General features: G+C 67.5%; 32 protein-coding genes. 16 read left to right on the forward strand and 16 right to left on the reverse strand.

Annotation, left to right across the window (positions count from 1 at the left end):
* The first annotated feature begins 65 nt into the window (after window positions 1-65).
* From ACOZ4N_RS02275 to ACOZ4N_RS02285, 3 genes are all read left to right on the forward strand, one after another.
* Window positions 66-863: an RIO1 family regulatory kinase/ATPase gene (locus ACOZ4N_RS02275; protein WP_424018305.1), complete on the forward strand. Its 798-nt coding sequence runs from the start codon at window positions 66-68 to the stop codon at window positions 861-863.
* A gap of 93 nt (window positions 864-956) precedes the next feature.
* A complete protein-coding gene (locus ACOZ4N_RS02280; protein ID WP_424018306.1) occupies window positions 957-1,319 on the forward strand; it encodes a hypothetical protein in 363 nt (120 codons plus the stop codon).
* Window positions 1,320-1,393: 74 nt separating this feature from the next.
* A complete protein-coding gene (locus ACOZ4N_RS02285) occupies window positions 1,394-2,920 on the forward strand; it encodes an aldehyde dehydrogenase family protein (protein ID WP_424018307.1) in 1,527 nt (508 codons plus the stop codon).
* 211 nt (window positions 2,921-3,131) lie between these two features.
* On the opposite strand, the gene ACOZ4N_RS02290 is transcribed toward ACOZ4N_RS02285, so the two are convergent.
* The 4 genes from ACOZ4N_RS02290 to ACOZ4N_RS02305 are packed head-to-tail and all read right to left on the reverse strand — an operon-like array spanning window position 3,132 to window position 4,886.
* Entirely contained in the window at window positions 3,132-3,947 is an 816-nt protein-coding gene (locus ACOZ4N_RS02290) for a carbon-nitrogen family hydrolase (protein ID WP_424018308.1), read from the reverse strand.
* Window positions 3,944-4,372 carry a CoxG family protein gene (locus tag ACOZ4N_RS02295; protein ID WP_424018309.1) on the reverse strand — a complete coding sequence of 143 codons (429 nt, stop codon included), beginning with the start codon at window positions 4,370-4,372 and terminating at the stop codon, window positions 3,944-3,946. Before ACOZ4N_RS02295 ends, ACOZ4N_RS02290 begins: the two co-directional genes overlap by 4 nt.
* 50 nt (window positions 4,373-4,422) lie before the next feature.
* The gene (locus tag ACOZ4N_RS02300) at window positions 4,423-4,647 is read right to left on the reverse strand and encodes a DUF7123 family protein (RefSeq protein ID WP_092660546.1); all 225 of its coding nucleotides are present in this window, start codon (window positions 4,645-4,647) and stop codon (window positions 4,423-4,425) included.
* Between the two features lie 53 nt (window positions 4,648-4,700).
* Entirely contained in the window at window positions 4,701-4,886 is a 186-nt protein-coding gene (locus ACOZ4N_RS02305) for a DUF7525 family protein (protein WP_424018310.1), read from the reverse strand.
* Between the two features lie 127 nt (window positions 4,887-5,013).
* Between ACOZ4N_RS02305 and ACOZ4N_RS02310 the strand changes: the two genes are divergently transcribed.
* Together ACOZ4N_RS02310 and ACOZ4N_RS02315 are read left to right on the forward strand one after the other, a co-directional pair.
* Window positions 5,014-6,219 carry an LEA type 2 family protein gene (locus ACOZ4N_RS02310; RefSeq protein WP_424018311.1) on the forward strand — a complete coding sequence of 402 codons (1,206 nt, stop codon included), beginning with the start codon at window positions 5,014-5,016 and terminating at the stop codon, window positions 6,217-6,219.
* A gap of 141 nt (window positions 6,220-6,360) precedes the next feature.
* Window positions 6,361-6,780 carry a DUF7528 family protein gene (locus ACOZ4N_RS02315; RefSeq protein ID WP_424018312.1) on the forward strand — a complete coding sequence of 140 codons (420 nt, stop codon included), beginning with the start codon at window positions 6,361-6,363 and terminating at the stop codon, window positions 6,778-6,780.
* A gap of 53 nt (window positions 6,781-6,833) precedes the next feature.
* On the opposite strand, the gene ACOZ4N_RS02320 is transcribed toward ACOZ4N_RS02315, so the two are convergent.
* Both ACOZ4N_RS02320 and ACOZ4N_RS02325 read right to left on the reverse strand, forming a co-directional pair.
* Complete coding sequence (locus tag ACOZ4N_RS02320) at window positions 6,834-7,868, reverse strand: PhoU domain-containing protein (protein WP_424018313.1); 1,035 nt, start codon at window positions 7,866-7,868, stop codon at window positions 6,834-6,836.
* A 103-nt stretch (window positions 7,869-7,971) separates the two neighbouring features.
* Window positions 7,972-9,039: an ATP-NAD kinase family protein gene (locus ACOZ4N_RS02325; protein WP_424018314.1), complete on the reverse strand. Its 1,068-nt coding sequence runs from the start codon at window positions 9,037-9,039 to the stop codon at window positions 7,972-7,974.
* A 132-nt stretch (window positions 9,040-9,171) separates the two neighbouring features.
* Between ACOZ4N_RS02325 and ACOZ4N_RS02330 the strand changes: the two genes are divergently transcribed.
* Window positions 9,172-9,312 carry a hypothetical protein gene (locus tag ACOZ4N_RS02330; protein WP_175452899.1) on the forward strand — a complete coding sequence of 47 codons (141 nt, stop codon included), beginning with the start codon at window positions 9,172-9,174 and terminating at the stop codon, window positions 9,310-9,312.
* 1 nt (window position 9,313) lies between these two features.
* Here ACOZ4N_RS02330 and ACOZ4N_RS02335 read toward each other — a convergent pair whose 3' ends face one another.
* The 6 genes from ACOZ4N_RS02335 to ACOZ4N_RS02360 form a co-directional block, all read right to left on the reverse strand.
* Window positions 9,314-10,009, reverse strand: coding sequence for a competence/damage-inducible protein A (locus tag ACOZ4N_RS02335; RefSeq protein ID WP_424018315.1), 696 nt, complete (start codon window positions 10,007-10,009; stop codon window positions 9,314-9,316).
* 31 nt (window positions 10,010-10,040) lie between these two features.
* Window positions 10,041-10,676 carry a chemotaxis protein CheC gene (locus tag ACOZ4N_RS02340; protein ID WP_424018316.1) on the reverse strand — a complete coding sequence of 212 codons (636 nt, stop codon included), beginning with the start codon at window positions 10,674-10,676 and terminating at the stop codon, window positions 10,041-10,043.
* 56 nt (window positions 10,677-10,732) lie between these two features.
* Complete coding sequence (locus ACOZ4N_RS02345; RefSeq protein ID WP_424018317.1) at window positions 10,733-11,500, reverse strand: DUF5803 family protein; 768 nt, start codon at window positions 11,498-11,500, stop codon at window positions 10,733-10,735.
* Complete coding sequence (locus ACOZ4N_RS02350; RefSeq protein ID WP_424018318.1) at window positions 11,497-12,162, reverse strand: DUF2110 family protein; 666 nt, start codon at window positions 12,160-12,162, stop codon at window positions 11,497-11,499. The genes ACOZ4N_RS02345 and ACOZ4N_RS02350 overlap by 4 nt, the downstream gene beginning before the upstream one ends.
* Window positions 12,162-12,695, reverse strand: a complete 534-nt coding sequence (locus ACOZ4N_RS02355; protein ID WP_129067325.1) for a transcription factor — start codon at window positions 12,693-12,695, stop codon at window positions 12,162-12,164. The genes ACOZ4N_RS02350 and ACOZ4N_RS02355 overlap by 1 nt, the downstream gene beginning before the upstream one ends.
* Window positions 12,696-12,798: 103 nt before the next feature.
* The gene (locus ACOZ4N_RS02360) at window positions 12,799-13,347 is read right to left on the reverse strand and encodes a tRNA (cytidine(56)-2'-O)-methyltransferase (protein ID WP_424018319.1); all 549 of its coding nucleotides are present in this window, start codon (window positions 13,345-13,347) and stop codon (window positions 12,799-12,801) included.
* Between the two features lie 131 nt (window positions 13,348-13,478).
* On the opposite strand from ACOZ4N_RS02360, the gene ACOZ4N_RS02365 reads away from it, so the two are divergent.
* The gene (locus tag ACOZ4N_RS02365; protein WP_424018320.1) at window positions 13,479-13,796 is read left to right on the forward strand and encodes a hypothetical protein; all 318 of its coding nucleotides are present in this window, start codon (window positions 13,479-13,481) and stop codon (window positions 13,794-13,796) included.
* Window positions 13,797-13,887: 91 nt separating this feature from the next.
* Window positions 13,888-15,279, forward strand: a complete 1,392-nt coding sequence (locus ACOZ4N_RS02370) for a hypothetical protein (protein WP_424018321.1) — start codon at window positions 13,888-13,890, stop codon at window positions 15,277-15,279.
* Here ACOZ4N_RS02370 and ACOZ4N_RS02375 read toward each other — a convergent pair.
* Window positions 15,236-15,901: a hypothetical protein gene (locus tag ACOZ4N_RS02375; RefSeq protein WP_424018322.1), complete on the reverse strand. Its 666-nt coding sequence runs from the start codon at window positions 15,899-15,901 to the stop codon at window positions 15,236-15,238. The genes ACOZ4N_RS02370 and ACOZ4N_RS02375 overlap by 44 nt on opposite strands.
* A gap of 256 nt (window positions 15,902-16,157) precedes the next feature.
* Between ACOZ4N_RS02375 and ACOZ4N_RS02380 the strand changes: the two genes are divergently transcribed.
* From ACOZ4N_RS02380 to ACOZ4N_RS02400, 5 genes are read left to right on the forward strand one after another with little or no spacing between them, the layout of a single operon-like run.
* Complete coding sequence (locus ACOZ4N_RS02380; protein WP_424018323.1) at window positions 16,158-17,087, forward strand: NAD-dependent epimerase/dehydratase family protein; 930 nt, start codon at window positions 16,158-16,160, stop codon at window positions 17,085-17,087.
* 58 nt (window positions 17,088-17,145) lie between these two features.
* Entirely contained in the window at window positions 17,146-17,904 is a 759-nt protein-coding gene (locus ACOZ4N_RS02385) for a DUF2797 domain-containing protein (RefSeq protein WP_424018324.1), read from the forward strand.
* A 60-nt stretch (window positions 17,905-17,964) separates the two neighbouring features.
* Window positions 17,965-18,984 carry a DUF7490 domain-containing protein gene (locus ACOZ4N_RS02390; protein WP_424018325.1) on the forward strand — a complete coding sequence of 340 codons (1,020 nt, stop codon included), beginning with the start codon at window positions 17,965-17,967 and terminating at the stop codon, window positions 18,982-18,984.
* Window positions 18,981-19,295 (forward strand): hypothetical protein, encoded by a 315-nt coding sequence (locus ACOZ4N_RS02395; RefSeq protein WP_424018326.1) that lies wholly within the window; start codon window positions 18,981-18,983, stop codon window positions 19,293-19,295. The genes ACOZ4N_RS02390 and ACOZ4N_RS02395 overlap by 4 nt, the downstream gene beginning before the upstream one ends.
* Window positions 19,296-19,344: 49 nt before the next feature.
* On the forward strand, window positions 19,345-19,806 hold the full coding sequence (locus ACOZ4N_RS02400; protein WP_424018327.1) for a hypothetical protein: 462 nt from the start codon (window positions 19,345-19,347) through the stop codon (window positions 19,804-19,806).
* A 51-nt stretch (window positions 19,807-19,857) separates the two neighbouring features.
* On the opposite strand, the gene ACOZ4N_RS02405 is transcribed toward ACOZ4N_RS02400, so the two are convergent.
* The 3 genes from ACOZ4N_RS02405 to ACOZ4N_RS02415 all read right to left on the reverse strand — a co-directional run bounded on the left by ACOZ4N_RS02405 (window position 19,858) and on the right by ACOZ4N_RS02415 (window position 23,214).
* Window positions 19,858-20,931, reverse strand: coding sequence for a sensor histidine kinase (locus ACOZ4N_RS02405; protein WP_424018328.1), 1,074 nt, complete (start codon window positions 20,929-20,931; stop codon window positions 19,858-19,860).
* Between the two features lie 89 nt (window positions 20,932-21,020).
* Window positions 21,021-22,127, reverse strand: coding sequence for a glycosyltransferase (locus ACOZ4N_RS02410; protein ID WP_424018329.1), 1,107 nt, complete (start codon window positions 22,125-22,127; stop codon window positions 21,021-21,023).
* A gap of 25 nt (window positions 22,128-22,152) precedes the next feature.
* The gene (locus ACOZ4N_RS02415) at window positions 22,153-23,214 is read right to left on the reverse strand and encodes a glycosyltransferase family 4 protein (protein WP_424018330.1); all 1,062 of its coding nucleotides are present in this window, start codon (window positions 23,212-23,214) and stop codon (window positions 22,153-22,155) included.
* A gap of 108 nt (window positions 23,215-23,322) precedes the next feature.
* Here ACOZ4N_RS02415 and ACOZ4N_RS02420 point away from each other — a divergent pair, with 108 nt between their 5' ends.
* The 3 genes from ACOZ4N_RS02420 to ACOZ4N_RS02430 all read left to right on the forward strand — a co-directional run bounded on the left by ACOZ4N_RS02420 (window position 23,323) and on the right by ACOZ4N_RS02430 (window position 24,832).
* Window positions 23,323-23,607, forward strand: coding sequence for a ribonuclease P protein component 4 (locus ACOZ4N_RS02420; protein WP_424018331.1), 285 nt, complete (start codon window positions 23,323-23,325; stop codon window positions 23,605-23,607).
* Between the two features lie 95 nt (window positions 23,608-23,702).
* Complete coding sequence (locus tag ACOZ4N_RS02425) at window positions 23,703-23,951, forward strand: YhbY family RNA-binding protein (protein ID WP_092693833.1); 249 nt, start codon at window positions 23,703-23,705, stop codon at window positions 23,949-23,951.
* Window positions 23,948-24,832 (forward strand): mechanosensitive ion channel family protein, encoded by an 885-nt coding sequence (locus ACOZ4N_RS02430; RefSeq protein ID WP_424018332.1) that lies wholly within the window; start codon window positions 23,948-23,950, stop codon window positions 24,830-24,832. The genes ACOZ4N_RS02425 and ACOZ4N_RS02430 overlap by 4 nt, the downstream gene beginning before the upstream one ends.
* The last annotated feature ends 8 nt before the right edge of the window (window positions 24,833-24,840 follow it).

A 24,840-nucleotide genomic window follows, 5' to 3' on the forward strand; every position in this document is an offset into this window, starting at 1 on the left:
CTCTCGGCCGTCGAACCGGTCGCAGGGCCGAAAGGCTTTGTCCGTGGCCCGTCTCCCTCGAACCGATGGCGATCCGTCGACTGCTCAGGGGCCAGCTCTCGGCAGCGGCGGTCGAACCGGTCGTCGAGGCGGTCGCCGAGCGGTACGATCTGCCCGCCAATCGCGTGACCTTCCTGGAGGCCGATAACTGGCTGTCGACCCCGCTGGTCATCGACGACGAGGTGTTCGTGAAGGTCATCACCGACCGGCACACGCTCGTCCACGCGCTCCTGACAGCCGGGCGGAACCTCGGTGCGTTCTCCAGCGGCACGGAGGGGTTTTTCGGCCACTACGACTCGCCGGTCGAGATGGCCGAACACGAACTCGCCGCGACCCAGCGGATGCGCGAACTCGGGCTCAACGTCCCCGAACCCCTGGAGGCCTTCGAGGTCGACGGCTTCGGCGTCCTCGTACTGGAGTTCCTCCCGGAATTCCGCACGCTCGATCAGCTGGACGCGGCGACCGTCGAGGGGCACGCCCCGGAGCTGTTTTCCGCGCTCTCGAGGATGCACGCCGACGGGCTGGTCCACGGCGACCTGCGGGCGGAGAACGTCCTCGTGGCTCAGGGCGACCTCTACTTCATCGACGCGACGAACGTCCGCGGGGACGGCCTCGACGACGCACGGGCCTACGACGTGGCCTGTGCCCTGGGGGCGCTGGCTCCCGAGATCGGAGCCCGCGAGGCCGTCGCAGCGGCACTGACGGCGTACTCGCCCGCGGACCTGCTCGACGCGCGAGCGTTCCTCGATTTCGTCAACATCCGTCCGGACCACAGCTTCGACGCGGCCGCGGTCAAGGGCGAGATCGAGCGGGAGGCGACCTGACGGGCCGTCGACCGTTTCACCCGTAACGGCCGGCGTACTCCCCGAGTAGGCGGCGGATAGCTATCACGCTGGGTTCGGAACCGCCGCGTGCCGATGACTCGACTCACACGCCGACGACTGCTCGCTGGGACGGCCGCGGCCGCCGCCGCGCTGGCGGGCTGTGCCGGCCCGGAGGATGGCGGTAACGAGACCAGTCCCGCCGGCGAGGCGGGCGGCACGCCCGAAGGTGGGGGACTCGGCGGCACGCCCGAGGAGGAGATGGAGACACCGACAGCGGAGGAGATGGAGACACCAACGGAGGATGGCATGGGGACACCCGAGGAGGAGACGCCGATGATGCCGGGCGAGGAGACGACCACCGAGGAACCCGCGTTGCCGGGCGAGGAGACGACCGAGGGAACCCCATCGATGCCCGAGAACGAGACCACGACGACCGAAGACGGTGGGTTCCTCTGACCTGACCTCCGACCACCGAACCGCCAAGCGGGGATGGATTTTTATCCTCGCCGATGCAATTTTTGCCGGAGCTTATGAGCCAGCAAATCCAGGGTCCGGCAGGCCACTACGTCGACGGCGAGTGGATCGAGGGCGGCGGCGAGCGGTTCGAGAGCGTCGACCCGGCGACCGGCGAGTCGTTGGGCGAGTTCTACCGCGGGACACCGGCCGAGGTCGAGCGCGCAGTGACGGCGGCCACCGAGGCGTATCCGGTCTGGCGTGACCTCTCGTACGTCGACCGCGCGGAACACCTCTGGGAGGTGTTCCACGAACTCAGGGATCGCCACGCGGAACTGGGCGAGATCGTCACCCGCGAGTGTGGGAAAGAGATCAGCGAGGGCAAAGCCGACGTGACCGAGGCCTGGCACATGGTCGAGTGGGCCGCGGGCAACGCCCGCCACCCCCACGGCGACGTGGTGCCCAGCGAGATCGCCAGCAAGGACTCCTACATGCGGCGGAGTCCGCGCGGCGTCGTCGGCTGTATCACGCCGTGGAACTTCCCCGTCGCCATCCCGTTCTGGCACATGGCCGTCGCGCTGGTGGAGGGCAACACCGTCGTCTGGAAGCCCGCCGAACAGACGCCGTGGTGCGGACAGGTCGTCGCCGAGATGCTCGACGACGCCGGCGTCCCGCCGGGCGTGTTCAACATGGTCCAGGGTTTCGGCGAGGCCGGCAACGCCATCGTCGAGGACGACCGCGTCGACACCGTCCTGTTCACCGGCTCGGCCGAGGTCGGACACTCGATCGCGGACAAACTCGGCGGCGAACCCGGACGGGAGGTCGCCCTGGAGATGGGTGGGAAAAACGCCATCGTGATCACCGAACACGCCGACCTCGACGTGGCCGTCCACTCCGCGGTGATGTCGGCGTTCAAGACGACCGGCCAGCGCTGTGTCTCGGCCGAGCGCCTGATCGTCCACGAGGCCGTCTACGACGAGTTCAAGCGGCGATTCGTCGATCTCGCCGAGGACGTGGCGGTCGGCGACCCACTCGACGAGTCGACGTTCATGGGGCCCGTCGTCGACGAGAGCCAGGTCGAGAAGTTCCACGAGTACAACCGACTGGCGCGCGAGGAGGGCGTGGACGTACTCGTCGACCGCGCCGAACTGGACGAGGGGGAAATCCCCGACGGCAGTGCAGACGGCTACTGGGTCGGCCCGTTCGTCTACGAGACCGAGTACGACCCCGAGATGCGCTGTCTGAAAGAGGAAGTGTTCGGCCCCCACGTCGCCCTGATCCCCTACAGCGGGGCCATCGAGCGCGCCGTCGAGATCCACAACGACGTGCCCTACGGACTGGCAGGGGCCATCGTCTCGGAGAACTACCGGCAACTCAACTACTACCGCGACCACGGCGAGGTCGGCCTGGCCTACGCCAACCTGCCCTGTATCGGCGCGGAGGTCCAGCTACCCTTCGGCGGCGTCAAGAAATCGGGCAAAGGCGCACCGAGCGCCCGCGAGGTCATCGAGGCCGTCACCGAACGGACGGCGTGGACGCTCAACAACTCCAAAGACATCGAGATGGCACAGGGACTGTCGGCGGATATCACGACCGAGGAGTGACCGTCGAAACCGGCTCCAGCCGGCCGGCATCCCGACCGGAGTCGGTCTCGCCGACGGGACGAGGCGGCTGGCGTCTCTCGACGCCGCCGGACGGACCGAGTGGCGGTGGCCGAGCAGCGAGGCGGGCGCCTGTTAGTTGCCGGCGTGACGTGAAAAGCGCCGTACCGGCAACCGATGGTTGGGCTGCCCACTGCATAAATATTCGGACCGCTCACCCGTTCCGACGGTCGGCCAGCGCGGGGAACTCCGCCCGGACCGACGCGACTTTCTCCGGGTCGAGGTCGGCGGTCACCAGCGCCGGGTCGTCGTCGGAACTCGCGAGTACCGTCCCCCACGGATCGTAGACCGTCGAGCGCCCCAGCAGTTCCGCGTCCTCGAACGCGCCGCTCCCGTTGATCGTCGCCACGTAGGCGAGGTTCTCGACGGCCCGCGCTCGCGGGAGGAGTTGCCAGTGTTCGACCCGCGGGTACGGCCAGGCACTCGGCACGAGTACGAGCGTCGCGCCGTCGTCGACCAGGTCCCGATAGAGTTCCGGGAAGCGCAGGTCGTAGCAGGTCGTGATCCCGACGCCGAACCCCTCGAATTCGACCACGGGCGCGCGTTCGCCGGGGACCAGCATGTCGGACTCGGCCGAATCGTACCCGAAAAGGTGGTGTTTCCGGTAGACTGCGCGGCGCTGTCCGTCACGGTCGAAGAAGACGGCGGTGTTGGCAAGCCCCTCCTCGCTCGGTACTGCGAGGTCGGTCTGTGCGGCCGTCGCGCCGAGGTCTTCGACGACGGTACCGGCGAGGACGGCGACGCCGTGTTCGCGTGCGGCCGCGGCGAGTCGCCGGTGTGTCTCGCCGCCGACCGGTTCCGCGGTGCGGGCGTACAGGTCGAAGGCGAAGTAGCCGACCGAGAACATCTCGGGGAGGGCCACGAGGTCCGCGCCCGTCGCCGCGGCCCGCTCGACGGCGGCGACTGCGCGGTCGACGTTGCCGCGCACGTCGCCGGGTTCGATGGACAGCTGGGCCAGCGCGACCTTCACGCCTCGATCCCCAGGTCCTCGCGGATCGCGGCCTCGATGTTGCGGAGCTGTTCGTCCATGTTCCGCTTGAAGTAGCGCTCGACGCCCGGCAGTTTGCCGTCGACGGTGAAGCGGTTCTCGACGCGGGTGCCCGCGTCGGTCTCGTGGAGTTCGTGCTCGCCGACGACGCGCATCACCTTCGAGCGACCGACGAACTCGACGTATCGTGGCGGGTCGAATTCGGTCTCCTCGGTCTCGATGGCGACGCGTCTGTCGATGACGGGGATCGGGAGCCTGACGTACCACGTCGCGGTGCGTTCACCCGTCTTCTCGAAATCGTCGACGACGCTGATCGGACGGGCCCGTTTCTCCGGGTCTGCGATGAACGACCATACGCGGTCCCGTTCGGCGGGCAACTCGAACGTCCGCTCGACCCGGACGGTCATAGCCTACCTTCGGACCGCCGGTCAAAAAAGAGTCCGACTTCCCTCGAGACTCAACTTCGGGTGACGCGCCAGGTCGTCGACCGCGCACGGCCCCACTTCTCGATGTCCACGTCGTCGGATTTCTCGGCCAGTCGGGGGAGGCGCGCACCGACCTGCTTCGCCGAGAGTCCGATCTGCTCGGCGATGTTCTTGGCCCGGACGTAGGCTTCGTCCCCGCCGACCTGGTCACGGAGGTGCTCCAGGATACGCTGTTCCTCTTCGCTGAAATCGGCCATACCAGACGTAGGCGGTCCAGACCTTTAAGCTCTCGTTTTAGCGAAACGCCTGCCTACGAGAAGACGTGAATCACGGCGACGGCGAGCGATCCGAACACGATCGCGAGGGCAAAGCCCCAGCCGGCCAACAGCTGTTGTGCGGCCGCCACGTACATCACGACTGCTCCGGCGATGCCGAGCGCCCCAAAGAGCAGTCCGAGGCCCAGCGCCTTGTCCGACTGTAGTCCGGTTTCTGCCATTGTGCGGGCTACCGGTAGCGCGTACTTAGTTTATTCGAACCGCGCTACTGCCGTCTGCGCCCCGTCTCGCCGGTGCCCCCGCTGTCGGCCGGAAGACATATCCGATCCGTTGTACCACACCCCGCCAATGGATACCGAACGGATTCAGTCGGCGTTTCTCGGCAGTAAGCTTCGCATAGCCGGGTCGGTCGGGGGTGGACTGGTCGTGCTGGTCGTCCTCGCCGTCCTCCTGGGCGTGATCGGCGTCCCCGGCGTCGGGGCCGTCGAGAACCGCTTTGGCTCCGTCAACAACTCCACCACCGTCATCGAGACCGACATGGTCGTCACCAACCCCAACCCGGTCGGGGTCTCGCTGTCGGGCACGACGGTCAACTACACCGTGCAGATGAACGACGTATCCATGGCCACCGGGCAGAAAGAGGGGCTCTCCATCGACTCGGGCAACTCGACGCTCTCGTTCCGGACCTACATGCAAAACGACCGCATCCCGCCGTGGTGGCACTCACACATCGAGAACCGCGAGCGGACCGAGGTCGTGATCGACGCCGTCGTCAGGTCGGGCCTGCTCGGGGGTCGCCGGATCAGCCTCCCGCAGAAACGAACCATCGAGACCGACCTGATCGGCCAGTTCAACTCCTCGGAGACGCGCCCCATCGAGGCGGGCCGCTCGTTCCCCTCGGACCCGATCCTGTTCGTCAACGAGACGAGCGCCCGCTGGGACCGGGCGGACCTGTCCCGTGAACGCACGCCCATCGCGATGTCGTTCCGGGCGTACAACCCCAAACAGTACCCCTACGCCATCTCCGAACTCGGGTACACGATCACGATGAACGACGTACAGGTCGGCGAGGGCAGTAGCCAGGACGTGGCGACGATTCTCCCCCGGACCACCCAGCGCATCCGGGCCGACGTCGCCATCCGGAACCGGAACCTCGACGACTGGTGGGTGACCCACCTCCGAAACGGGCAGGTGACCGAACTGGAGATCCAGTTCTACGCCGTCGTCGACCCCGCCGACGACGCCGTCGGTGGCGGACTCGGGGGCACCGGGTCGTTCCGGATCCCGCTCGACCCGCTCGACTACCGGACCACCATCGAGACCGATATGTTCGGCACGAAAAACGAAAGCGCCAGCGGAAGTTCAGATTCCGGCAGCGGTGACGGCGAGGGTGGCCAGACGACCCCGACGGCTCCGACGGACGGGAGTCCAGACGGCGGGTCGTCCGAGACGACGACCGACGAGGGTTCCACCACGGAGACCGCAGACGGTACCGACGGTGACACCGGCGGGTCGGTGACGACGACCGACGACGACGGCGGACTGCTGGGCTGACTTAAAACACCATGTCATCCCGCGGACAGGGCTTTATCACACGCATCGAAACGTGTGGTTGCATGACACGGAGTGCTGACGCTCCTGGTCGCGTTCTTCGAGGGTAACGAGGATCGCGACACCGGGAAGGGTGTTACGGCGATGGGGGATCGCATCCGGGTCGAGGTCGACGGGGTGACCCACGAGTTGACCCGCGAACAGGCGACCGAACTCAGGGGGAAGATCGACGACGCGCTGACGAGTCGCCAGGAGTACCTGCACACCGCAGGCGAGTACCGCGACGACGGCGCGTACGTCGTCTCCAGACGCGGTGCCGACTCGGCCGGCAACAGCAAAGTGTTCGAGAGTTTCGAACAGGTGCGCCGGCTCTACGAGCGACTGCCGACGGAGTTCACGGCCGACGCGGTCAGTCGGTCCGGCATCACCGGCTCGCGCCGGCACATGCTCGTGCGTCACTACGCGGAACATCCGGCGTTCGACTGTACGATCACGCGCCGGAGTCCGCTGACGGTGCGGAAGACGACGCCCGACGGCACCGGCGACGAAGCGACTGCGGACTAACTCGCTTCGCTCGCCAGCCGGTCACGTCGTTTCGAAGAAGGGACAGTGAGGCGTTACTGGATCTCCGTGTGAACGGACTCCTCGTTGAGCGCCAGGTTCGTCGCGATCTCGGCGTTCCGGACGGCGTACTGGGCGGTCTGCTGGAGGCTGACCAGCACCTCCCGGACCCGGAGCAGTTCCTCGTTCTCCATCTCCGGGAGGTCGCTCAGGATGTCCTGCTCGCGGTTGCCGATCTCGGCGTACAGCTCCCGGACCTCGATGGCGGCGTCGTAGTCGCGTTCGACGGCGGCGGTGACGGCCATCTCGGTGATCTCGTTGACCTGATCGGTGAACTCCCGGATGCGCCGCATCGTCGAGGACTCGACGTTGAGCGTGTGCCCCTCGGTTTCGAGGACGATCTCGGCGATGTCCTCGGCGTTGTCCGCGGTGAGTTCGAGGTTCTTCGCGATGGAGCGGTACCCGATCAGCGGGAAGCCGTTGTCCAGACCGACCGCCCGTGCGAGGTTCGGGTTCTGGTAGGCCGTGAAGATCAATCGCAGGAGGAGGACGAAGATCTTGTTGGCCTGCCGTTCCCGGTTGAGCGCCCGCTGGGCGAGGTCGGGGTTGCCGTGGGCCAGCGCCTTGACGGCCTCGTTGCGCATCGTCGAGCCCGTCGATTCCAGCCGTTCCAGCAGGTTGTCCAGCGTGAAGTCCTCGGGGTCGACCGAACAGCGGATGGCGATGCGCTCGGGGGTCTCCTCGATGACGCCCAGGCCCATCAGCTGCGTCTCGGCGTTGTAGACGGCGTTGATGTGTTCGGATTTCAGGGTGCCGTCCTCGCCCGCCTCGACGTGGATGATGCGCCGCCCGAGGACGTACTGGGCCACGATGGCCCGCTCGACGGCGTCCGCGTCCAGGTCTTCGGTGTAGATGATCGCTTCCGATTCCTCGGTCTGCACCGACTCGGGCATCACGGTGAGCGTCCCTTTGCCGCCGATGCGGAGAGACACCTCGTCGCCTTTCTCGACGTTGTGCTCGGACGCCCACTCCGCCGGTAGGGTCATCGCCAGCGTGGAGGGACCGAGCCGCTGCACTTTCCGCGTTTCCATACTCCCTTTGTCATACCCCAGCGACCTTAATCTTATCTATACACCACTTAATCCGCTGACGAATGTAATAGTGCTTGATCGATCAGGCAGAAACCCCACGTTCCTAAATCACTTGCATCAGCCGTCGCTCGTACCGGCCGACACGAACCTGGAGCCACCCGCGGAGTTCCTCGTCGAGGTCGGTATCGCCGGTGTCGACCCGGAGCGTCCCGATTTCGTCGAGCTTGGACTTCGAGGCGACGACTTCGAGGTCGCACTGTCGGATGACGGCCGGCGAGAGTTGCTGGTTCCCGCGGCCGAAGACGAATCCCTGCCCGCCGATGGGCGAGACGACGATGACGTTCTCCTCGCCGAGTGCGTCGAGAATCTCGCATTCGCTCGCGTCCGCGACCAGTACCTCCCCGTCGCGCCACACGTCCACGCCGAGCGGTGACCCCTCGAACCCGAGCGCCTCCTTGACCGCGCCGACCGTGCTGCCGGGACCGAGGACGTAGGTCACGCCGTCGCGGGCCTCGCGGGCGACGCCTGCCGCGAGACTCTCGACGGTGCCACCGCCGAGCTGTTTGCTCGCCTGGCGCTGTTCGGCCGCCGGCACCCGTACTACCGCGCGCAACTCCGTGTGGACCTCCCCCTCGCGGTACTCGTCCTCGTCGATGTCGTTGACCTCGGCGCGTTCGGTGTCCTCGAAGGACGCGGCGATCTGGCCCGCGGCACGTGGCGTGACCCCGAACACCGACGAGTACACCTTGACGCCAGCGGGGACGCCCAGCATCGGCACGTCGGCGTCGCACTCCAGGATCGTCTCGGCCACGTCCACCGCGGTCCCGTCACCGCCGACGAACAGGATCAGATCGACGCCCCGGTCGAGGAAGTCAGCGACGGCGGCCCGCGTGTCGGCCGCCGTGGTCTCGTCGCGCTCGGCCGTGCCGACCACGGTCGGCTCGAAGCCGGCCTCCCGGGCGAGTCCCGCACCCATCGGATCATCGTAGGTGATAATCTCCGTCTCGGGGGCGAGTTCGTGGATTCGGTCGAGGGCCGCACGGGCACGTGACGGCGCGCGCGGTTCCGCACCGCGTGCGCGCGCTTCGTCGACTTTCCCGTCCGTCCCTTTCAGCCCGACGCGGCCACCCATCCCGGCAATGGGGTTGACGACGACCCCAATAGTTCGCATTGTCGGACGTACCCGCGGGAGGGTCAAAAGCCGTCCGCTGACGGCAGGCCAGTCACTCCCGACCTCTCAACTGACGAGACGCTCCGCCCGTGGTTCGGGATTCTTAAGACCCAGCGGTCGGAACGACCGATCATGAACGCGATACTCTCGACCGCCGCCACGAACGCGACGGAGCCGGGCGTCCAGACGGCCGTCATCAACAGCGCCGGGGCCCTCGTCGGCCTGGTGAGTCTCCTGCTCGCCGCCGCGTGGATCGCCTACCTCTACCGCTGACTCACTCCTTCTCCGGTTTCTCGACCCGGTCGGCCAGCCACGCGGCCGCCTCCCGAACCTCGGTCTCGTCGGTACTCTCCAGTTTGATCTCGACCGTCTCGCCGGGGTAGCTCCCCACTTTCACGTCGAAGCGGTCGCGAACGTCCCGGACCCGGGTGAGCAGGGCACTCTCGGGTTCGTCGGCCTCGACGGTCTCGACGTGGCGGCGCTCGCCCGAAAACCGGTCCGCGACGGCCTCGAACATCGTCTTCATCTCTGCCGGCACCCCCGGCAGGACGTACACCGACTCGAGGACACAGCCGGGTGCGACGCCCTCGCGGTTCGGCAGCATCTCCGCACCTGCCGGGATGTCGGCGGTGCCCTCGGCGAGGTCTTCGCGGGCGTAGCCGCCCTCCGACTCGAGCCAGGCGAGGGCCTCCTCGCTCCGTGTCACTTCGCGACCGAAGGCCGCGGCGACCCCGTCCATCGTCACGTCGTCGTGGGTCGGCCCCAGTCCGCCGGTGACGACGACGGCGTCGTACTCGGCGCGGTACTCGTTGACCACGCGGGCGATCTCCCCGATCCGATCCGGGACGACCGTCACTCGCTCGACGGTCGCCCCCCGCTCGGTGAGTCGCTCGCCGAGCCAGGCGGCGTTCGTGTTGACCGTGTCCCCGGCGAGCAACTCGTCGCCCACCGTGACCAGCGCGACGCGCATACCTCGGGTTAGCGACCCGCGAATAAAAGTCCTACAGTCCCGCCACGTCCGGCTCCTCGGTCCGGATGTCCTCGACTTCCAGGTGATCGAGGACGTTCACGAAGGCACCGGGGTCGGGGACGAGGAAGATCCGAATCCGGAACTCCCGGCGGGGTTCGGTCACGTCGACCTGTGAGTCCAGCACGATGGCCAGCGAGTCGTCGGTGATGTGCGAGAGGTTCGACGTCATCAATTCGCGGCCGGTCCCGCGTTCGAGCTCCGGCGTGCCCATCTCGATGGAGCGTCCGAGGGTGTTGGCCAGCCCGTCGATGAACCCGGACGTGAAGATGTTACACATCTCCTGGAGGGCGCTCTCGTGGAACTGGTTCAACTCGCCGTCGACGTCCCGTCCGGTCATGTGTTCGGCGACGTTGACCGCCGTCTCCATCCCGAAGGTCATGACGAAGTAGCCGTAGGGGGGTTCGGTCAACTTGATCGAGGCACAGAACACGTGCTCGTCGCCCAGTTCGTCGGGGATGTCGCCCGGCTCGACCATCGAGAGGCTCTTGACCGCGACCGACGCGTCGAGCCCCGCCAGCGACGACAGCGAGTCGGCGACGTTGCCCGCACCGCTCTCCATCAGGACGTTGATGATCCGGAGCTTCCGCACGTCGATTAACAGCGGCATTCACAGTGGGGAGGGTGGCCGCCCGGTTCAAGCTTTTGGCCGCTTCGAGCCCCGAACTACCGCATTCCCGGCGGCGGCCCGTCGTCGTCGAAGTCGTCGCCCGTGTCCACGTCCAGTCCGACCTCCTCGCGCCTGCTTTCGAGCGCGCGGATCTGCCGGAGGTAGTACAGCGTGCCACCAATGCCGAGTAGCAGGGCTATCACGACCAGTCCGCCGAACAGCCACAGGTCCCGCTCCAGGTACCACCGGATCGAGAGCGACCGCTGCTCCACGTCGTCCCAGGTGAGCGTCACGCGGTCGTTCCGGAGCGTCGAGTCGTAGCCGCCGGGGCTGACCTGCGCGAGGATCGGGACGCCGACGCGAGCGCTCTCGGGGAGCGTCACCACGTATCGCCCCGAGAGGAAGGTCGGCAGGCTGAAGCTCTTGCCGTTCCGCGGCGAGGAGAACGCCACCTTCCCGGAGACGTTCTCGCCGGGGATGGAGACGGTCATGCGCTTGCGGCTCAGCTCCACGTCGTCCGCGGTGAGGTTCCGGACGGTCCCGTTCCGGAACCGGAACTTCAGGCCCTCGATCTCCAGTGGGTGCTCCGTTCCCAGCGCGTCCCGGTCGTAGAGTTCGATGGACGACCGGTTCTCGACGCGGTAGACGGCCTCGTAGCGCGTGTCGTTGATGTCGATGGTCGCGTTCGCGTCGGTCGACCAGTTGTACGAGACGTTCTTGCCCAGCGCCTCGGCGTCGGGCTCTCCGGGACCGAGGACCGAACAGCCCGCCAGCGTGACGAGGGCGGCCAGCGCGACGACTCCGAGGACGAGGCGACGATTCATGGAACGACGGCGAGGATCTCCGAGGGTAGGTGTGTGCCGATGCTGGCGACCAGTCCCGGCGGGTCGGTCCCCTCCTTGCAGATGACCGACTGTTCGAGCAGGCCCTGCCGCTCGACGGTCACGATGTCCTGGGCGTGGCCCGCGCGGTTGACGGTGGCCCGCACTTCCGCCCGGGTCGCGCTGTTGACGTTGACCCGACCGGTCCCGCGGGTCCAGTCGTACAGGTCGTCGCGCTGGTCGTCAGAGAGGCGTGGCGAGTCGTCCCAGACGAACGAAAGCGGGAGGTGCTGGACCAGCCCGAACCGCGTGCGGATCTGTTCGGGCGACCCCTGGCCGAGACCGATCTCGTCTGCCGGAATCCGGACCTCCCGACCGGCGTCGAGGACGAATCCGTCCGCGTCCCAGGATTCGAGGGTGCCGACGTAGGTCTCGCCGGCCTCGAAGTCCGGCGTGATCGCGCCCCACTCCTCGCGGAGCAGGTTCCGGGCGATCACGGCGTCCTCGCCCTCGACGGTCACGGAGGGGAAGTCGTCGTCCCGGAGGCCGACCTCGTAGCTCACGTCCAGATCGCCGACCGCGTTCTGGATCAGCGAGCCCAGTCCGTCGAGTGCGCGCTCGCGGGCGTCGCCGTCGACGTAGCACTTCGTTGCGAGGACGACCATCAGGCTTCGGTCTCTTCTCGTTCGACGTTCAGTTCGTCGCGCAGGGCGTCGATGCGGTCCTCCATGGCCTGGACCAGCGCCGTGTTCTCCATGGCGTCGACCGGCGAGCCACACTCGGGACACTCGAACCCGAAGTCCATCGCCTCGCCGAACTCGAAGCGGATGCCACACACGTCACAGAGGTAGAACTCGTTGTCGTGTTCGTACTGCTCGCGGTCCTCCAGCGCGTCCAGCAGGCGGTACATCTCCTCCTCGAGCTTCTCGGGAATCTTGTCGTACTCGAAGGTCCAGAGGTAGGTCAGCCACCCCGAATCCTCGTCGCGGAGCCGGCGATAGCTCGCCAGGTCGTTCTCGTAGAGAATGAAGAGTGCGCGGCGAACGTCGTTGAGCTCCAGCCCCAACTCTTCTGCGAGCTCCTCGTCCGTCACCTCGCCGTCCGGCGGTGCGGCCGCGACGGGCATCCCCTTCGGGCCCACCAGTTCGTGGAGGTACTTCTGTATGACCGGGTCCTCCAAGAGTTCCTCAAAAGCCATTGGTGTATCTATCCGTGCCTAGTTCGTTTAAAAGCACCGAACCGGATCCCCGACATCGTGCGTTCCCGGGGCTGTCCGAGCCCGGCCTGTCTGTAGTCGCCGACTACTCGTCGTCGGCCTCGACGACACGCTTCCCGACCGCCTGCGGGACGACCACTTTCTCGGCGTCTTCCCACTCCCGGTCGAGTTCTCGCCCCTCGAACAGGCGGTCGAGAAAGACCGCGAGCGAGGCGATCTCGGAGTGGGGCTGGTTGGTCACGCCGACGTTCCAGTCGGCGTCCTCGTACACGTCGAAGGGGACCTTCTCCGCGCCGACCACCACGAGCAGCGGTTCCCGTCGCTCGCGGTGGGCCTCGCGGATCCCGTCTTCGACGGTCTGGACCTCCTCGCCGTACATCGTGAGATGGACGATCTTGCCCTCCCACTCCCGGAGGATCGGTCGCCAGGACTCGACGGTGTCGACCGCGAAGGGGCCCCCGAAACGCTCGGTGATGTCCGCGATGGTCTCGGCCCGACTCGCACCGTCGCCGGCGAGGATCACGCGGTCGGCCCCAAGCGCCCGCGCGGTCAGCCCGACGTGAGTCGTGATCCGCTCGTCCCGGCCCGGCCGGTGGCCGAGTCTGAGTACCGCGACCTCGGGGTCTCCCTGCATATGCCCCCGAAGAACCCTGCCCGGTTAGGGGGTTTCGATCCACCGGTGGCACCGTTGACTCCCCATCGCCGGCCGACCGTCCCCGCTCCGAGGATGCAAAGAGTTACACAGCCGCCGGGAAAGGAACCGCCATGCGCCCGCTCTCCGTGGCTTCGATCCCGGAAACCGCCATTCTGGCGGTGATGATCGTCTTCTGGACGGTGATGATCGTCGCGACCTATCTGACCTCCTCCGACGTGCTGTTCGCCAAGCGTGCGCCCGAGACCCGCCGCGAGCGAGTGGTGACCACCTGTGCGCTCGCCACGCTCGGCTCGTTTCTCGCGGGGACGGTGCTGGCTCCACCCGAGCCATTCAGCCAGATCCTCTGGAATCTCGGTGGGCTCGTCGTGACGATTCCGGCCGCCGTCCTGTACGTGACCTACGGGGCGACGCTCCGGGAGACTCTCTGACCGATCGTTTCGCTCTGTGGCGAGTGTGTTCAACTCCCGTACCTGGAAGATTCCGTTACCTTATTATCAAATTTCAATACACATTGCATCCATGGAATGTCAGGCTTGCGGACGTGACGTGGCGGCGGACGCGTCGTCGTGTCCCTCGTGTGGGGCGGCCATCGAGGCCGGCCAGACCGTGGCGGCTGGGGACGGGGGCGACCCCGTGGACTCGAATCGACAGCAGTCCGCGCAGGGACAGCAACCGGCGCAGGGCCAACAGATGGGCGGGCCCGGTGGGAACGCGGTGGGCCAGCAGCAGGGGCTGGCCGAGCAGCTGCAGGCCGCGCTGAGCGACCTCCCGCTGACTGCCGGTGCGGTCTTCGGCACCGCGTCCGTACTCTTGCCGTTCGGACTGCTGGCGGGGGCGGCGCTGATCTTCCTCGATTTCGAGCCACTCGCGGCCGCGGCGACGCTGTTTTTCGTCGTCGCGAGCTTCGGCTCGGCCGAGACCATCGTCTCGACGTTCCTCCGTGGTGCGAGCTTCGACTCGCTGTCGGACGTGAATCCGTCGGACTACCCGTCGGTCGAGCAGAAACTCGCCAACACCATCGACCTCCTGCAGACCAACCCGGACGCGGCGCTGTTGCTGTTGTACTTCCTCGGGCCGTTCGTCCTCTACATCGGCGGGCGATACCTCTCGCGCAACTACGCGGTCGAGGGTGAGATGGTCGATCACGCCACGACCGGCACGGCGGTCGTCGCCGGTACGTTCCCCGTCGCGCTGCTGCTCGGCCTCGTCTTCGGCGTCGAGGAACTCGTCGGTCGACTGCTGGTCGTCGGGCTCGTCGTGCCCGCGGCCGTCGGTGCGCTCGGTGGACTGTCGGTCTACGCGTTCGACGACGACACCGGCTTCACCAGCCGTATCTCGGGCTGGATCGGTGTGGCCGGTGGACTGCTCGTCACGTTCCTGCTGTTCGATCCGGTGCCGGATCGGGCGGAGGCCCAGCTCCAGGAGATCCAACAGCAGGCCGCCGCCGCCGGTGCCGACAGCGTCGCCCAGGAACTCTCCCTGACGGTGCCACAGAAACTCGTCGCCAGCATCGCGGGCTTTCTCTCGACGATACAGTTCCAGCCCGGCTTCGGGAGTCAGGGGACCGTGATCCTGATCGCCGTCGCGCTGGTCACGGTACTGGCCGGCTTCCTGCGGGCGTATCTGGACCGCGACAGCATCACGACCAAGCTCGAAGCCGCGAAGTTCGGTGCGCGGATCGTCCTCGGATACGCGACCGGCGTGATCTTCCTCACGATCCTCCTGCCGCTGAGCACCATCGTCGTGACGATGCCGTTCAGTCCGCGGCTGTTCGCCGCCGTGTTGCCGACGGCCAACGACCTCGCCTCGATCGTCCTGCTCGGCGGCGTCATGTTCCCCGCCGCGCTGGGTGCCGCCGGCGGCTACCTCACCGCGATCTATCTCGAACGGCAGGGTCGGCCGATCCGTTGAGGAGTCGGGCCGACCGGTTGCGCGGTTGGCCGTCTCCCGGTCCGTCGGTCCCGTCGCCGACCACTCGCGTGTCGAGCGGGTTGGTCATACTGCCGGTCGTGAAGAACGCGGGACCGTCGGCTTCGGTGTAGACGCCCATCACGTCGACGAGGGGGCTGAGACGGCCGAACAGCGCGATGTCGAGTCCGCTCAGTTCGCTCTCGTCGTGGCCGGGGTGGCTGTGGACAGTGCCCAGCAGGGCGGCGTTCTCGCCGGCGAGCAACTGCCCCGCCGTCTCGGGCAGGCAGGTGAACGTGACGCGTTCCGACCCCTGGCTCACGGGCGCGGCGGGGACCACCTCGGCGATGCGGACGTGTGACTCGTTGGTCGTCCCGTAGAGACACCAGCCGACCTCCGTCCGCTCGTCGTAGTGGCTGGCGAAGGCGGCACGCTCGCTCGCATCGATCACGACCGTCCGGTCGTCGCCGTCGTAGGCCATCGCGCCCATAGAGAGGCCGACGCTCCCGACGTACCAGGTGACGCTCGCACCGAGTACGACGAATCCGGCCGCGAACGCGAGGGTCAACCGGGCGAGCGTGCGCTGGCTCGTCCGGGTCGCGAGCCACTCACACGGGCCGGTCATCGCCGCTCCCTGACCGGATACACGGTGGGTCGTCGTCGCTGCACGTCGGGTCCGTTCGTTCGCGTTCCTGCAATCATCTGCACACCTGCGACGTGTGCCGGCTGCACGTGGGGATGGAATAAGGCTACTTGCGGGCTGGCGACGGATACTGACCGGGTGGCTACGGGCGGTCGCTCGGACCCGAGGAACGCACGAACCGTGTGGCAGTGCTGGCCCCATTCACAAGTGTCTTGACCGGTGGTTTCGCAGGAATGGTATGGACCTGACAGGAAAATCACTCCTGGTGACCGGCGGCGCGGGCTTCGTCGGCTCACACCTCTGTGAACGGCTCGTCGAGGACAACGACGTGCGGGCGGTCGACGACTGCTCGAACGGCGATCCCTCGTGGGTACCCGACGGCGTCGAATTCGTCGAGGGCGACCTCACCGACCCCGCGGTGGCCGAGGCGGTCATCACCGAGGACCTGGACGGCGTCTTCCACTTCGCGGCCGACAGGACCGTGGACACCGACGACCCGCGCGCCCAGTACGAACTCAACGGCGACCTCACCCTCACCGTGCTCGAACGGATGCGCGAGGTCGGCGTCGACAACATCGCCTTCACCTCCTCCTCGACGGTGTACGGGGAAGCGCCCCGGCCCACGCCCGAGGACTTCGCACCGATGGAGCCCATCTCGGCCTACGGCGCGAGCAAGCTCTCCGAGGAGTCGCTCATCTCCGTCTACGCCAAGAGCTACGGTATGACCGCGTGGGTCTACCGCTTCGCCAACATCGTCGGCCCGCGCCTCCAGAAGGGCGCGGTCATCCCCGACTTCATCCACAAGCTCCGGGAGAACCCGGACTCGCTGGAGATCCTCGGCGACGGCCGCCAGGAGAAGTCCTACATGCACGTGAAATCCTGCGTCGACGCCATGTGCCACGTCGTGGAGAACGCCGACGACGACCTGAACGTCTACAACCTCGGGACCCGGACCACCACGTCGGTCACCACCATCGCCGACATCGTGAGCGACGCGATGGGGCTCGATCCGGAGTACGAGTTCACGGGCGGCGACCGCGGCTGGGTCGGCGACGTACCACGGATGCGCCTGTCCATCGAGAAGCTAGCGGCGCTGGGCTGGAAACCCGACCAGTCCAGCGACGACGCGGTCCGGCAGGCCGCCGAAGAACTCGTGCAGGAGCACTGACTGACGACCCGAAGCGCCCAACGGCAGTCCTTTTATCGCCCGGTTCGTACGCGGACCCGTGCAGATCGTCGGGTACGACACGGGCGTCGGTGACGACCGCGACCCCGCGCTGGAACTGTCCACGGCCGAGGGGCTCGACCGGCTGTCGCTCGCGCCGGGGACCGATCTCGCCTACACCCTCGACGACCGCCACTGCGCCGGCACGATCAGCGACGGCACTCACGAAGCCTGTTCGACTCCGACGGCACCGTACTGCGACGACCACACGAGCCGGTGGGCCTGCGCCCGCTGTGTCGGGAACTGCGACCTCCCCTTGCCTTCCTGTCGGGAGGAACACGCGGTCTACCTCGCGGCGTTCGGCCCGGCGACGTTCAAGGTCGGTGTCACCCGATCCTGGCGGCTGGACACTCGCCTGCGCGAGCAGGGGGCCGACAGGGCGGCCCACCTGCGGACGGTCGCCGACGGCCGGATCGCCCGGCAGGTCGAGGCCGATATCGCCCGCGAGGTGGGCGACCGGGTGCGGGTCCCGACGAAGATCGAGGGCCTCCACCGCGACGTGGACGAGCGAGCGTGGCGGGACCTGCTGGCCGACCACGATCCAAAGGAGACCTACGACTTCGACTACGGGTTCGCGCTGGCCGACCGCCCGGTCGCGGAGACCCTGCTGACCGGTACCGTGCGGGGCACCCAGGGCCGGGTCCTCGTCCTCGACAACGGCGGGACGACCTTCGCCGTGGACATGCGCGATCTGGTCGGTTACGACCTCTCGGCGGGCGGGACGGATCGAGACCTCCAGGCCAGCCTCGGCGCGTTCTGATTCCTTCGCGCCAGTCGTGTTTCACACAAAACACTTACCGGGGAGCGCGGATCGTCGTGTATGGAGCGTGAAACGAAACTCCTGGGCGCGGCGGGGGCGGTCCTCGTCGCGGCCGCCCTGTTCGTCGCCGTCGCGCCGGGTGCGCTGGCCGACGCGACGCCCGATCCACCGCCCTCCGACCTCTCCGTCCGTGAACAGACCATCGCCGCCGACGAGGTAACCGGCGGGACCGCTACGCTGTCCGTGCGGAGTCGCCTCTCTCACGACGGCGGCCCCGGCGAGAACGTGACGGTGCTGGTCCGGGCAGTCGATCTCGACACCGACCTGATCGCTGCGGAGACCACTCGGGAGGTCGGGACCGTCGAGGGGACCCGCGAGGTCCCGGTCGTCCAGAACGTCAGCGTGGACCGCGACGGCGACTACCGTATCGAGACCCTCGTCTACCAGGACGGCGAGCGGGTCGCGTCGGGCACGAAGACGGTCCGCGGCGTCGGCGGTCTCCAGCCGGCGTACGCCCGGACCGGCGTGGAGTTCCACAGCTTCGAGGGGTTCGGCTCCGGGCAGTTGCCCCCGATCCAGTTCTCCATCGCCGAGGCCGAGGGGTCCTCGGCCACGCTGAACGTCACCGCCTACCTGACCAACACCGGTGACGTGGCCAACGACCGGCTGAAGATCACCTTCCTGGCCCGGCAGGCCGACTCGAACATCGTCGCCGACCGGTCGGTCAGGCGGGTCGGGTCGATCCGACCGGGACGGACGGCCACGCCCTCGACGCTGCTGACGGTGCCCGACGACTACAACTACAAACTGATGGCGATGATCCAGGCCGACGACGTGCTCGTCGGGACGGCCCAGGCCACCGCGACCCTCAACCCGAATCAGACGGTGACGGTCAACACCACCAACGCGTCGGCTGACACGCTCGACACGAGCGACTTCGAGATGGACCGGGACGTCCAGCAGACCGAGTCCGCTGCCGAACAGCGAGGAACGACGACGCAGTCCGGCCCCGGGTTCGGCGTGGGCGTCGCCGCCCTCGCCGTCCTCGTCGTGGCCATCTACGCACGGAGGTTCCGATGACAGATTCGACCGACACGACCGACGACGCACCGACCGCCGATCCGTCGCCGGGGGGCTCCGACGCGTCCGGCCCGATGGACGGCGAGATGGACATCTTCGAACAGCTCCAGTGGGGCGCGCTGGTGTTGCTGGTCGTCGCCGCGATCTGGGCGACGGCGCAGTTCTACCTGAGCGCGACCCGGGCCATCGAGGTCTGGGTCGGGACGGGCTACCAGCCCGTCGTGATGGCCGCGTTCAACCTCGCCTTGCTGCTGGGCGCGGTCGCGGGCATCGCGCGGCTGGCCCGCCGGCTCGGATCGGTGCCGTCCTGAGTCGTCGGACACGACAATCCTTTTCCCAGCCGCTCCCGAACCGGGACCCATGGCAGACGACGATCCTTCCGAGGAGACAGAAGCAGAGAGCGAGAGCGAGGCACCCGAGAGCGAGGGCGAGGAGAAGTCCTTCCGCGAGCGGGTCGAGGAGATCCGCCAGCAGCGAGCCGAGGAAGGCGAGGGCGAGGAGGGTGAAGGCATGAGCCGCGAGGAGCGCCTCGAAGAGATGATGGGCGGCGGTGGCGGCCCCGGTGGCATGGGCGGCGGCGGCAACCCGTTCGCACAGATGATGGGCGGCATGATGGGCGGCGGTCCCGGCGGCGGCATGGGTCCCGGCGGTGGCGGCCCCGGCGGTATGGGTCCCGGCGGTCCCGGCGGTGAAGGCCGCGGTCGCGGACAGGAAGGGGGCAGCGACAACGAGGAGCTAACCCGGGAAGTCCGCAAGCTCCGCGACGAGGTCCACGACATCCGGCGGACGCTCGACCGGATCGCCGACGCGCTCGAAGACTGACGCCGCTCGCGGTCTCGAATTTTCACGTTTCGTCCGCCAGTCAGCACCCGCTCAGGCCCGTGGCAGGACCATCCGGACCCGACTGCCGTCGTCGTCGGTCTCGATGTGGAGGTCGCCCTCCGACCGTTCGACGAACCAGTCGACCAGCCACAGGCCGAGTCCGTTGCTGTGTTCGAGTGCGGACTCGGCGGGCAACTCCCGCATGTCGAGTTCGTGGTCCGGAATCCCCGGGCCATCGTCGCTCACCGTCACTGCCACGGTTCCGTCCCCGTTCGTGACGGTCACGTCGACGGTGGGCTCGGGACTGTCGTTGTGGACGATGGCGTTCTCGACGACGTTCTCGACTGCGACCTCGAACATGCTGCCGACGGTGACCGGTGCGGAGTCGGGCGTGGTGACCGTGATCGACGCGTCCGCGTGGACGGCATCGAGGTCCGCGGTGACACGCTCGACGACTGTGCTCGCGTCGACGACGATCCGGTCGTCGGTCCGGAGGACGGACTCCATCTGTCGGCCCTGTTCGGCCAGCTCGACGATCCGGTCGACGTGTCGCCGGATGGTCTCGACGTCCTCGTCGTCGGCGTCGAGTGCGTCTATCTGTCCTTCGAGGACGGTCGCGTGGTTGCGCAGATCGTGGCGCAGAACGCGGTTGACGACGGACAGCCCGGCCGCGAGTTGTTCGGCCTCCTGTCGAGCTTCTTCGGTGCGTTCGCGTTCGAGCCGTCGCTCGGCGTCGTAGATCCCGATGAGACCGCCGTCGAGCAGGCCGCCGGCGGCCCAGCCCACGAACAGATCCACCGTCGAGCCCAACCTGACGCCCTCGACGGCGTTCAGGTATCCGTTCAGCGCGCCGCCGATACCCAGGGCGGCCGCACCGACGAACGCCCAGGCCGCGACGCGAGTGAGGTACCTCGCACGGTCGCGGTCCGCCCGGACCCAAACGGCGACCGCGACCAGCAGGACGATCACCGCGGTCGGCGCGATCAGCCAGAACGCGACCGTCACCTCCGCCGCGTTCGACCTGAGAATCAGGGCCACGTTCGTGGCCAACAGCAGGAACGACACGATCAGGAGCGACGCCACTCCGAAACCGACCGTCCGTCGCTGGTCCCTGTCGTCGATCATGGTCTGCGGCCCGTCGATTCGTCGGATCGATGGCGGCCACGGTAATGAACCCTGCTCACGGCACGAGACTCGAAGGCCACGCTCGCTCCCTACAGCAACATCTCGTACACGTCCGAGAGTTTGTCGACGGCGTGGTCGACGCTGACGGCGTCCCGGCGGTCGAGACAGTGTTCGCGCAACGCGTCGCGCTCGGCGAGCGTCCGCTCGATGGCCGTCCGGAACCGCTCGGCGTCGCCCGGCGGTGCGCGGTAGCCAGTTTCACCGGTGACGACGGTATCGGAGAGCGCGCCGGCGTCGACGGCCGCCACGGGCGTTCCGCAGGCGTTGGCCTCCAGCGCCACCAGTCCCTGTGTCTCGACGGGGCTCGGGAACGCGAACACGTCGAGCGCGCTGTAGAAGGCGGGGAGGTCCTCCCGGTCGAGGAAGCCGAGGAAACGCACGTCAACGTCGGCGTCGGCGGCCAGGTTCTCCAGCCGGTCCCGGGCCGGGCCGTCGCCGCCGAACACGACGGTCACGTCCATCCCGTCGGTAGCCTCGACGATGAGGTCGAGTTGCTTCTCGTACCCGTGCCGTCCGGTGTAACCGACCAGTGGCTTCCCGGTGTCGAGATTGTGCGCCTCGACGAACTGGCTCGTGTCCACCGGACCGAACCGGTCGGTGTCGACCCCGTTGGGGACGACCTCGACCGCCGTCCGGACGCCGATCTCCCGGAGGTGGTGGCGAGCGGGTTCGCTCGGGACGACCACCATCTCCGCCCGGTTGAGATACCACTTCTCGTAGGCCCGGGCGGCCCGCTCGACCGGCGAGCGGAGCCACCCTTCCGCGATGTAGTCTGCGTACTCGGCCGTCGGTGTGTGGTACGAGGCCACCAGCGGGACGCCGTGGCTCCGGGCGAACTTCAGGCCGCTGAGACCGAGCAGGAACGGAGTGTGGGTGTGAACCAGCTCGGGGTCGGCCGCCGTGATGTCGTCCGGGACGCCCGGGACCGCGGCGTGGAACCCGTCGTAGAACGGAAACTCGATGCTCCTGACCGGGTGTTCGTCCTCGCCGGGCTCGTAATCGTCGGTCCCGGGATAGACGATGGGCATTCGTCCGCCGCGATCCGCCCACCGTTTCCGCCAGGTCTGGACCGTGTAGGTCACGCCGTTGACCGTCGGCAGATACGTGTCGGTGAAGACGGCGACGGTCCGACCCATCGCCGGACCGTTCGACGACCGGTCTCTAATACGTTGTGTCATCGACGAGATCATGATAGATTCCTTTCAGCTCCTGCCCGACGCGTCCGAGCGCGTGTCGTTCGGCCGTCTCGCGAGCGTTCTCCCCGAGTCGCTCGCGCAGATCCGGGTTCGCCGCCAGTTCCGCCAGCGCCTCCCGGAACTCCGCGCGTGTCTCACACTTCAGGCAGTCCTCGCCGTGCGTGTAGAACTCCTCGAACACCGGGATGTCCCGGAGGACGACGGCTTTCCGGCAGGCCATCGCCTCCAGTACGGCGATGCCCTGATTCTCGGCTTTCGTGGGGAACAGGTACACGTCGCCGGCACCGAACGCGCCCCGTTTGTCGTCGATCCAGCCCGTGAACGTGACGTTCTCGGGCGGGTCCTGCGTCCACTCCCTGACGGTCTGTGAGGCCTGTGGCCCCGTGTCGTAGGGGCCGAACCAGGCGAAGTCGTAGTCGGTCTCCTGGGCCAGGCGACAGAACGTCGTCAGGCCCTTGCGCTCGAAGACGTTGCCGACCGAGAAGACCACCATCCCCTCCAGATCGAACCGGTCGCGGTACTCCTGCCGGCAGTCCTCGTATCCGTCCAGCGATTCCAGGTCGACCCCGTTGCTGATCGGCCGGATCGGTGCGTCGACGGGGTAGGAACCGATGGTCTGTTTCGTGTACTCGCTCGGACAGAGGACCAGATCCGCCAGGGAGTAGAACCACTGCAGGTAGCGCCGCAGTGGGTCGGCCAGATACGTCGATCCGCGAAAGCTCTCGGCGAAGTCCTCGCTGGTGACGTGCGAGTGCAAGACCAGCGGGACGCCGTTGCGGCGCGCGTACCGGGCGACCGCGACCGTCCCTGGCCCGATCATGTTGCAGTGGGCCAGATCGAAATCGGCGAAGGCGTCGCCGTCGGTCACGGCACGTCGCAGTCCGCTCACCGGATCGCCACCGGCCCACGGCGACGTGCGCACGTCCACGTCCGTCTCGGCGAGCGCACGGCGCTGTTGCTCGACGGCCGTCCCGATGCCGCTCCGGTCGAGTTTCCCTGCGAGTTCCAGGTAGTTGAGCGCCTGCACAGGCGAGGCGAGACGAGCGTGGGAAAAAACCCTACCGAAAGAACACGAAGGACGGCGCCGCGACGGCAAGCAGAACCTATACCCCGTCTCGCCCGGTGAGTCACGGGTATGCCCAGCGAGGAGCAACTGGCCGCCGAGCGCATCGAGCGCCTCCAGGCGCTCGCGAAGGCCGCGACGTCCGCGGGCGAGACCGACCGCGCCCGGGCGTACGTCCGCCGTGCCCGCCGCGTCGCCGAGCGCAACCGGCTCTCGCTCCCGCCCGAGTTCAAGCGGTTCACCTGCGACCGCTGTGACGCCTACCTCCAGCCCGGCGTGAACGCCCGCGTCCGGACCCGGGACGGCCACGTGGTGATTACCTGTGACTGTGGCGGGCACGCGAGATACCCGTACTGACCGCGCCGAGCCGACGGAACGCGGGAATGAGACGGCATCGCACACGCTCGGTCGGTGATAGCTTTTAAGAACGGTTGCCGTATAGTGAAGACGACATGACCGAACAGGAGAAGCGCCGGCGGATGCACGATCTGGACGTGACCGTCTGGGTCGGGAAGCACGGGGTCGAGTCCGTCGTCGAGGAGTTGTCGGACCAGCTCGACGACCGCGACATGGTGAAAGTCAAATTCCTCCGTGCGGCGCGTGGGGGGACCACGACGGAGGACCTGGCCGAGGACCTGGCAGAGCGGGTCAGCGGTGACCTCGCCAGGACCCGGGGGCACACGGCGGTGATCGAGCGGTGATCCCGCTGCAGTCCGCGAACACGTTTCTCGCGGATCAACTCGCCGACCTCGGCATCCCCGCCGCGGGTGCTGTCGGCTCGGCCATCACGTTTCTCGTCGCCTTTCTCGTCCTCTACATCCTGGGCCGGATTTCCGTCGTCCCCGTCGTCAACCGTGTGCTGAAGCGGCGGGACCTCGACGCACACGCGCGCAAACCGCTCGTGAAACTCGTGCGGATCGTGACCGCCTTCGCCGCGGTCGCCATCGCCTTCACCTTCGCCGGGTACGGGAACATCCTCACCGCCATCGCGACCATCGGTGCGGCCGCCACGCTGGCTATCGGCTTCGCGATGCAGGACGTCCTCGCGAACTTCGTCGCCGGCGTGTTCATCTACACGGACAAGCCCTTCCGCATCGGCGACTGGATCGAGTGGGACGGCTACTCGGGCGTCGTCGAGGACATCTCACTGCGCGTGACGCGGGTCCGCACGTTCGACAACGAACTCCTGACGGTCCCGAACTCCCAGTTGACCGGCGGCGTCATCAAGAATCCCGTCGCAAAGGAGCAACTCCGCCTGAAGTTCCTGTTCGGCATCGGGTACGACGACGACATCGACAAGGCGACCGAGATCATCGTCGAGGAGGCCGAGAACCACGACGGCATCATGGACGACCCCGAACCCTCCGTGCGGCTGACGGAACTCGGTGACTCCTCGGTCGGTCTGCAATCGCGCATCTGGATCGACAACCCCAGCCGCGCGGACTTCGTGAAGGTCCGCGGCGAGTACGTCACCGCAGTCAAAGAGCGGTTCGACGAGGAAGGGATCGACATCCCCTACCCGAACCGCACCATCGGCGGCGACCTCTCCATCGAGAACGTCGACGCGCTCGCGGAGTCCTGACCGGGGTC

The organism is Halorientalis pallida (assembly GCF_049605515.1).
Lineage (GTDB): Archaea > Halobacteriota > Halobacteria > Halobacteriales > Haloarculaceae > Halorientalis > Halorientalis pallida_A.

Bases quoted from the DNA above. Each gene is read 5' to 3' on its own strand.
- ACOZ4N_RS02275 (WP_424018305.1), top strand. From the start codon at position 66: ATGGCGATCCGTCGACTGCTCAGGGGCCAGCTCTCGGCAGCGGCGGTC.
- ACOZ4N_RS02280 (WP_424018306.1), top strand. From the start codon at position 957: ATGACTCGACTCACACGCCGACGACTGCTCGCTGGGACGGCCGCGGCC.
- ACOZ4N_RS02285 (WP_424018307.1), top strand. From the start codon at position 1,394: ATGAGCCAGCAAATCCAGGGTCCGGCAGGCCACTACGTCGACGGCGAG.
- ACOZ4N_RS02295 (WP_424018309.1), bottom strand. From the start codon at position 4,372: ATGACCGTCCGGGTCGAGCGGACGTTCGAGTTGCCCGCCGAACGGGAC.
- ACOZ4N_RS02300 (WP_092660546.1), bottom strand. From the start codon at position 4,647: ATGGCCGATTTCAGCGAAGAGGAACAGCGTATCCTGGAGCACCTCCGT.
- ACOZ4N_RS02305 (WP_424018310.1), bottom strand. From the start codon at position 4,886: ATGGCAGAAACCGGACTACAGTCGGACAAGGCGCTGGGCCTCGGACTG.
- ACOZ4N_RS02310 (WP_424018311.1), top strand. From the start codon at position 5,014: ATGGATACCGAACGGATTCAGTCGGCGTTTCTCGGCAGTAAGCTTCGC.
- ACOZ4N_RS02315 (WP_424018312.1), top strand. From the start codon at position 6,361: ATGGGGGATCGCATCCGGGTCGAGGTCGACGGGGTGACCCACGAGTTG.
- ACOZ4N_RS02320 (WP_424018313.1), bottom strand. From the start codon at position 7,868: ATGGAAACGCGGAAAGTGCAGCGGCTCGGTCCCTCCACGCTGGCGATG.
- ACOZ4N_RS02325 (WP_424018314.1), bottom strand. From the start codon at position 9,039: ATGCGAACTATTGGGGTCGTCGTCAACCCCATTGCCGGGATGGGTGGC.
- ACOZ4N_RS02330 (WP_175452899.1), top strand. From the start codon at position 9,172: ATGAACGCGATACTCTCGACCGCCGCCACGAACGCGACGGAGCCGGGC.
- ACOZ4N_RS02335 (WP_424018315.1), bottom strand. From the start codon at position 10,009: ATGCGCGTCGCGCTGGTCACGGTGGGCGACGAGTTGCTCGCCGGGGAC.
- ACOZ4N_RS02340 (WP_424018316.1), bottom strand. From the start codon at position 10,676: ATGCCGCTGTTAATCGACGTGCGGAAGCTCCGGATCATCAACGTCCTG.
- ACOZ4N_RS02345 (WP_424018317.1), bottom strand. From the start codon at position 11,500: ATGAATCGTCGCCTCGTCCTCGGAGTCGTCGCGCTGGCCGCCCTCGTC.
- ACOZ4N_RS02350 (WP_424018318.1), bottom strand. From the start codon at position 12,162: ATGGTCGTCCTCGCAACGAAGTGCTACGTCGACGGCGACGCCCGCGAG.
- ACOZ4N_RS02355 (WP_129067325.1), bottom strand. From the start codon at position 12,695: ATGGCTTTTGAGGAACTCTTGGAGGACCCGGTCATACAGAAGTACCTC.
- ACOZ4N_RS02360 (WP_424018319.1), bottom strand. From the start codon at position 13,347: ATGCAGGGAGACCCCGAGGTCGCGGTACTCAGACTCGGCCACCGGCCG.
- ACOZ4N_RS02365 (WP_424018320.1), top strand. From the start codon at position 13,479: ATGCGCCCGCTCTCCGTGGCTTCGATCCCGGAAACCGCCATTCTGGCG.
- ACOZ4N_RS02370 (WP_424018321.1), top strand. From the start codon at position 13,888: ATGGAATGTCAGGCTTGCGGACGTGACGTGGCGGCGGACGCGTCGTCG.
- ACOZ4N_RS02375 (WP_424018322.1), bottom strand. From the start codon at position 15,901: ATGACCGGCCCGTGTGAGTGGCTCGCGACCCGGACGAGCCAGCGCACG.
- ACOZ4N_RS02380 (WP_424018323.1), top strand. From the start codon at position 16,158: ATGGACCTGACAGGAAAATCACTCCTGGTGACCGGCGGCGCGGGCTTC.
- ACOZ4N_RS02390 (WP_424018325.1), top strand. From the start codon at position 17,965: ATGGAGCGTGAAACGAAACTCCTGGGCGCGGCGGGGGCGGTCCTCGTC.
- ACOZ4N_RS02395 (WP_424018326.1), top strand. From the start codon at position 18,981: ATGACAGATTCGACCGACACGACCGACGACGCACCGACCGCCGATCCG.
- ACOZ4N_RS02400 (WP_424018327.1), top strand. From the start codon at position 19,345: ATGGCAGACGACGATCCTTCCGAGGAGACAGAAGCAGAGAGCGAGAGC.
- ACOZ4N_RS02405 (WP_424018328.1), bottom strand. From the start codon at position 20,931: ATGATCGACGACAGGGACCAGCGACGGACGGTCGGTTTCGGAGTGGCG.
- ACOZ4N_RS02410 (WP_424018329.1), bottom strand. From the start codon at position 22,127: ATGGGTCGGACCGTCGCCGTCTTCACCGACACGTATCTGCCGACGGTC.
- ACOZ4N_RS02420 (WP_424018331.1), top strand. From the start codon at position 23,323: ATGCCCAGCGAGGAGCAACTGGCCGCCGAGCGCATCGAGCGCCTCCAG.
- ACOZ4N_RS02425 (WP_092693833.1), top strand. From the start codon at position 23,703: ATGACCGAACAGGAGAAGCGCCGGCGGATGCACGATCTGGACGTGACC.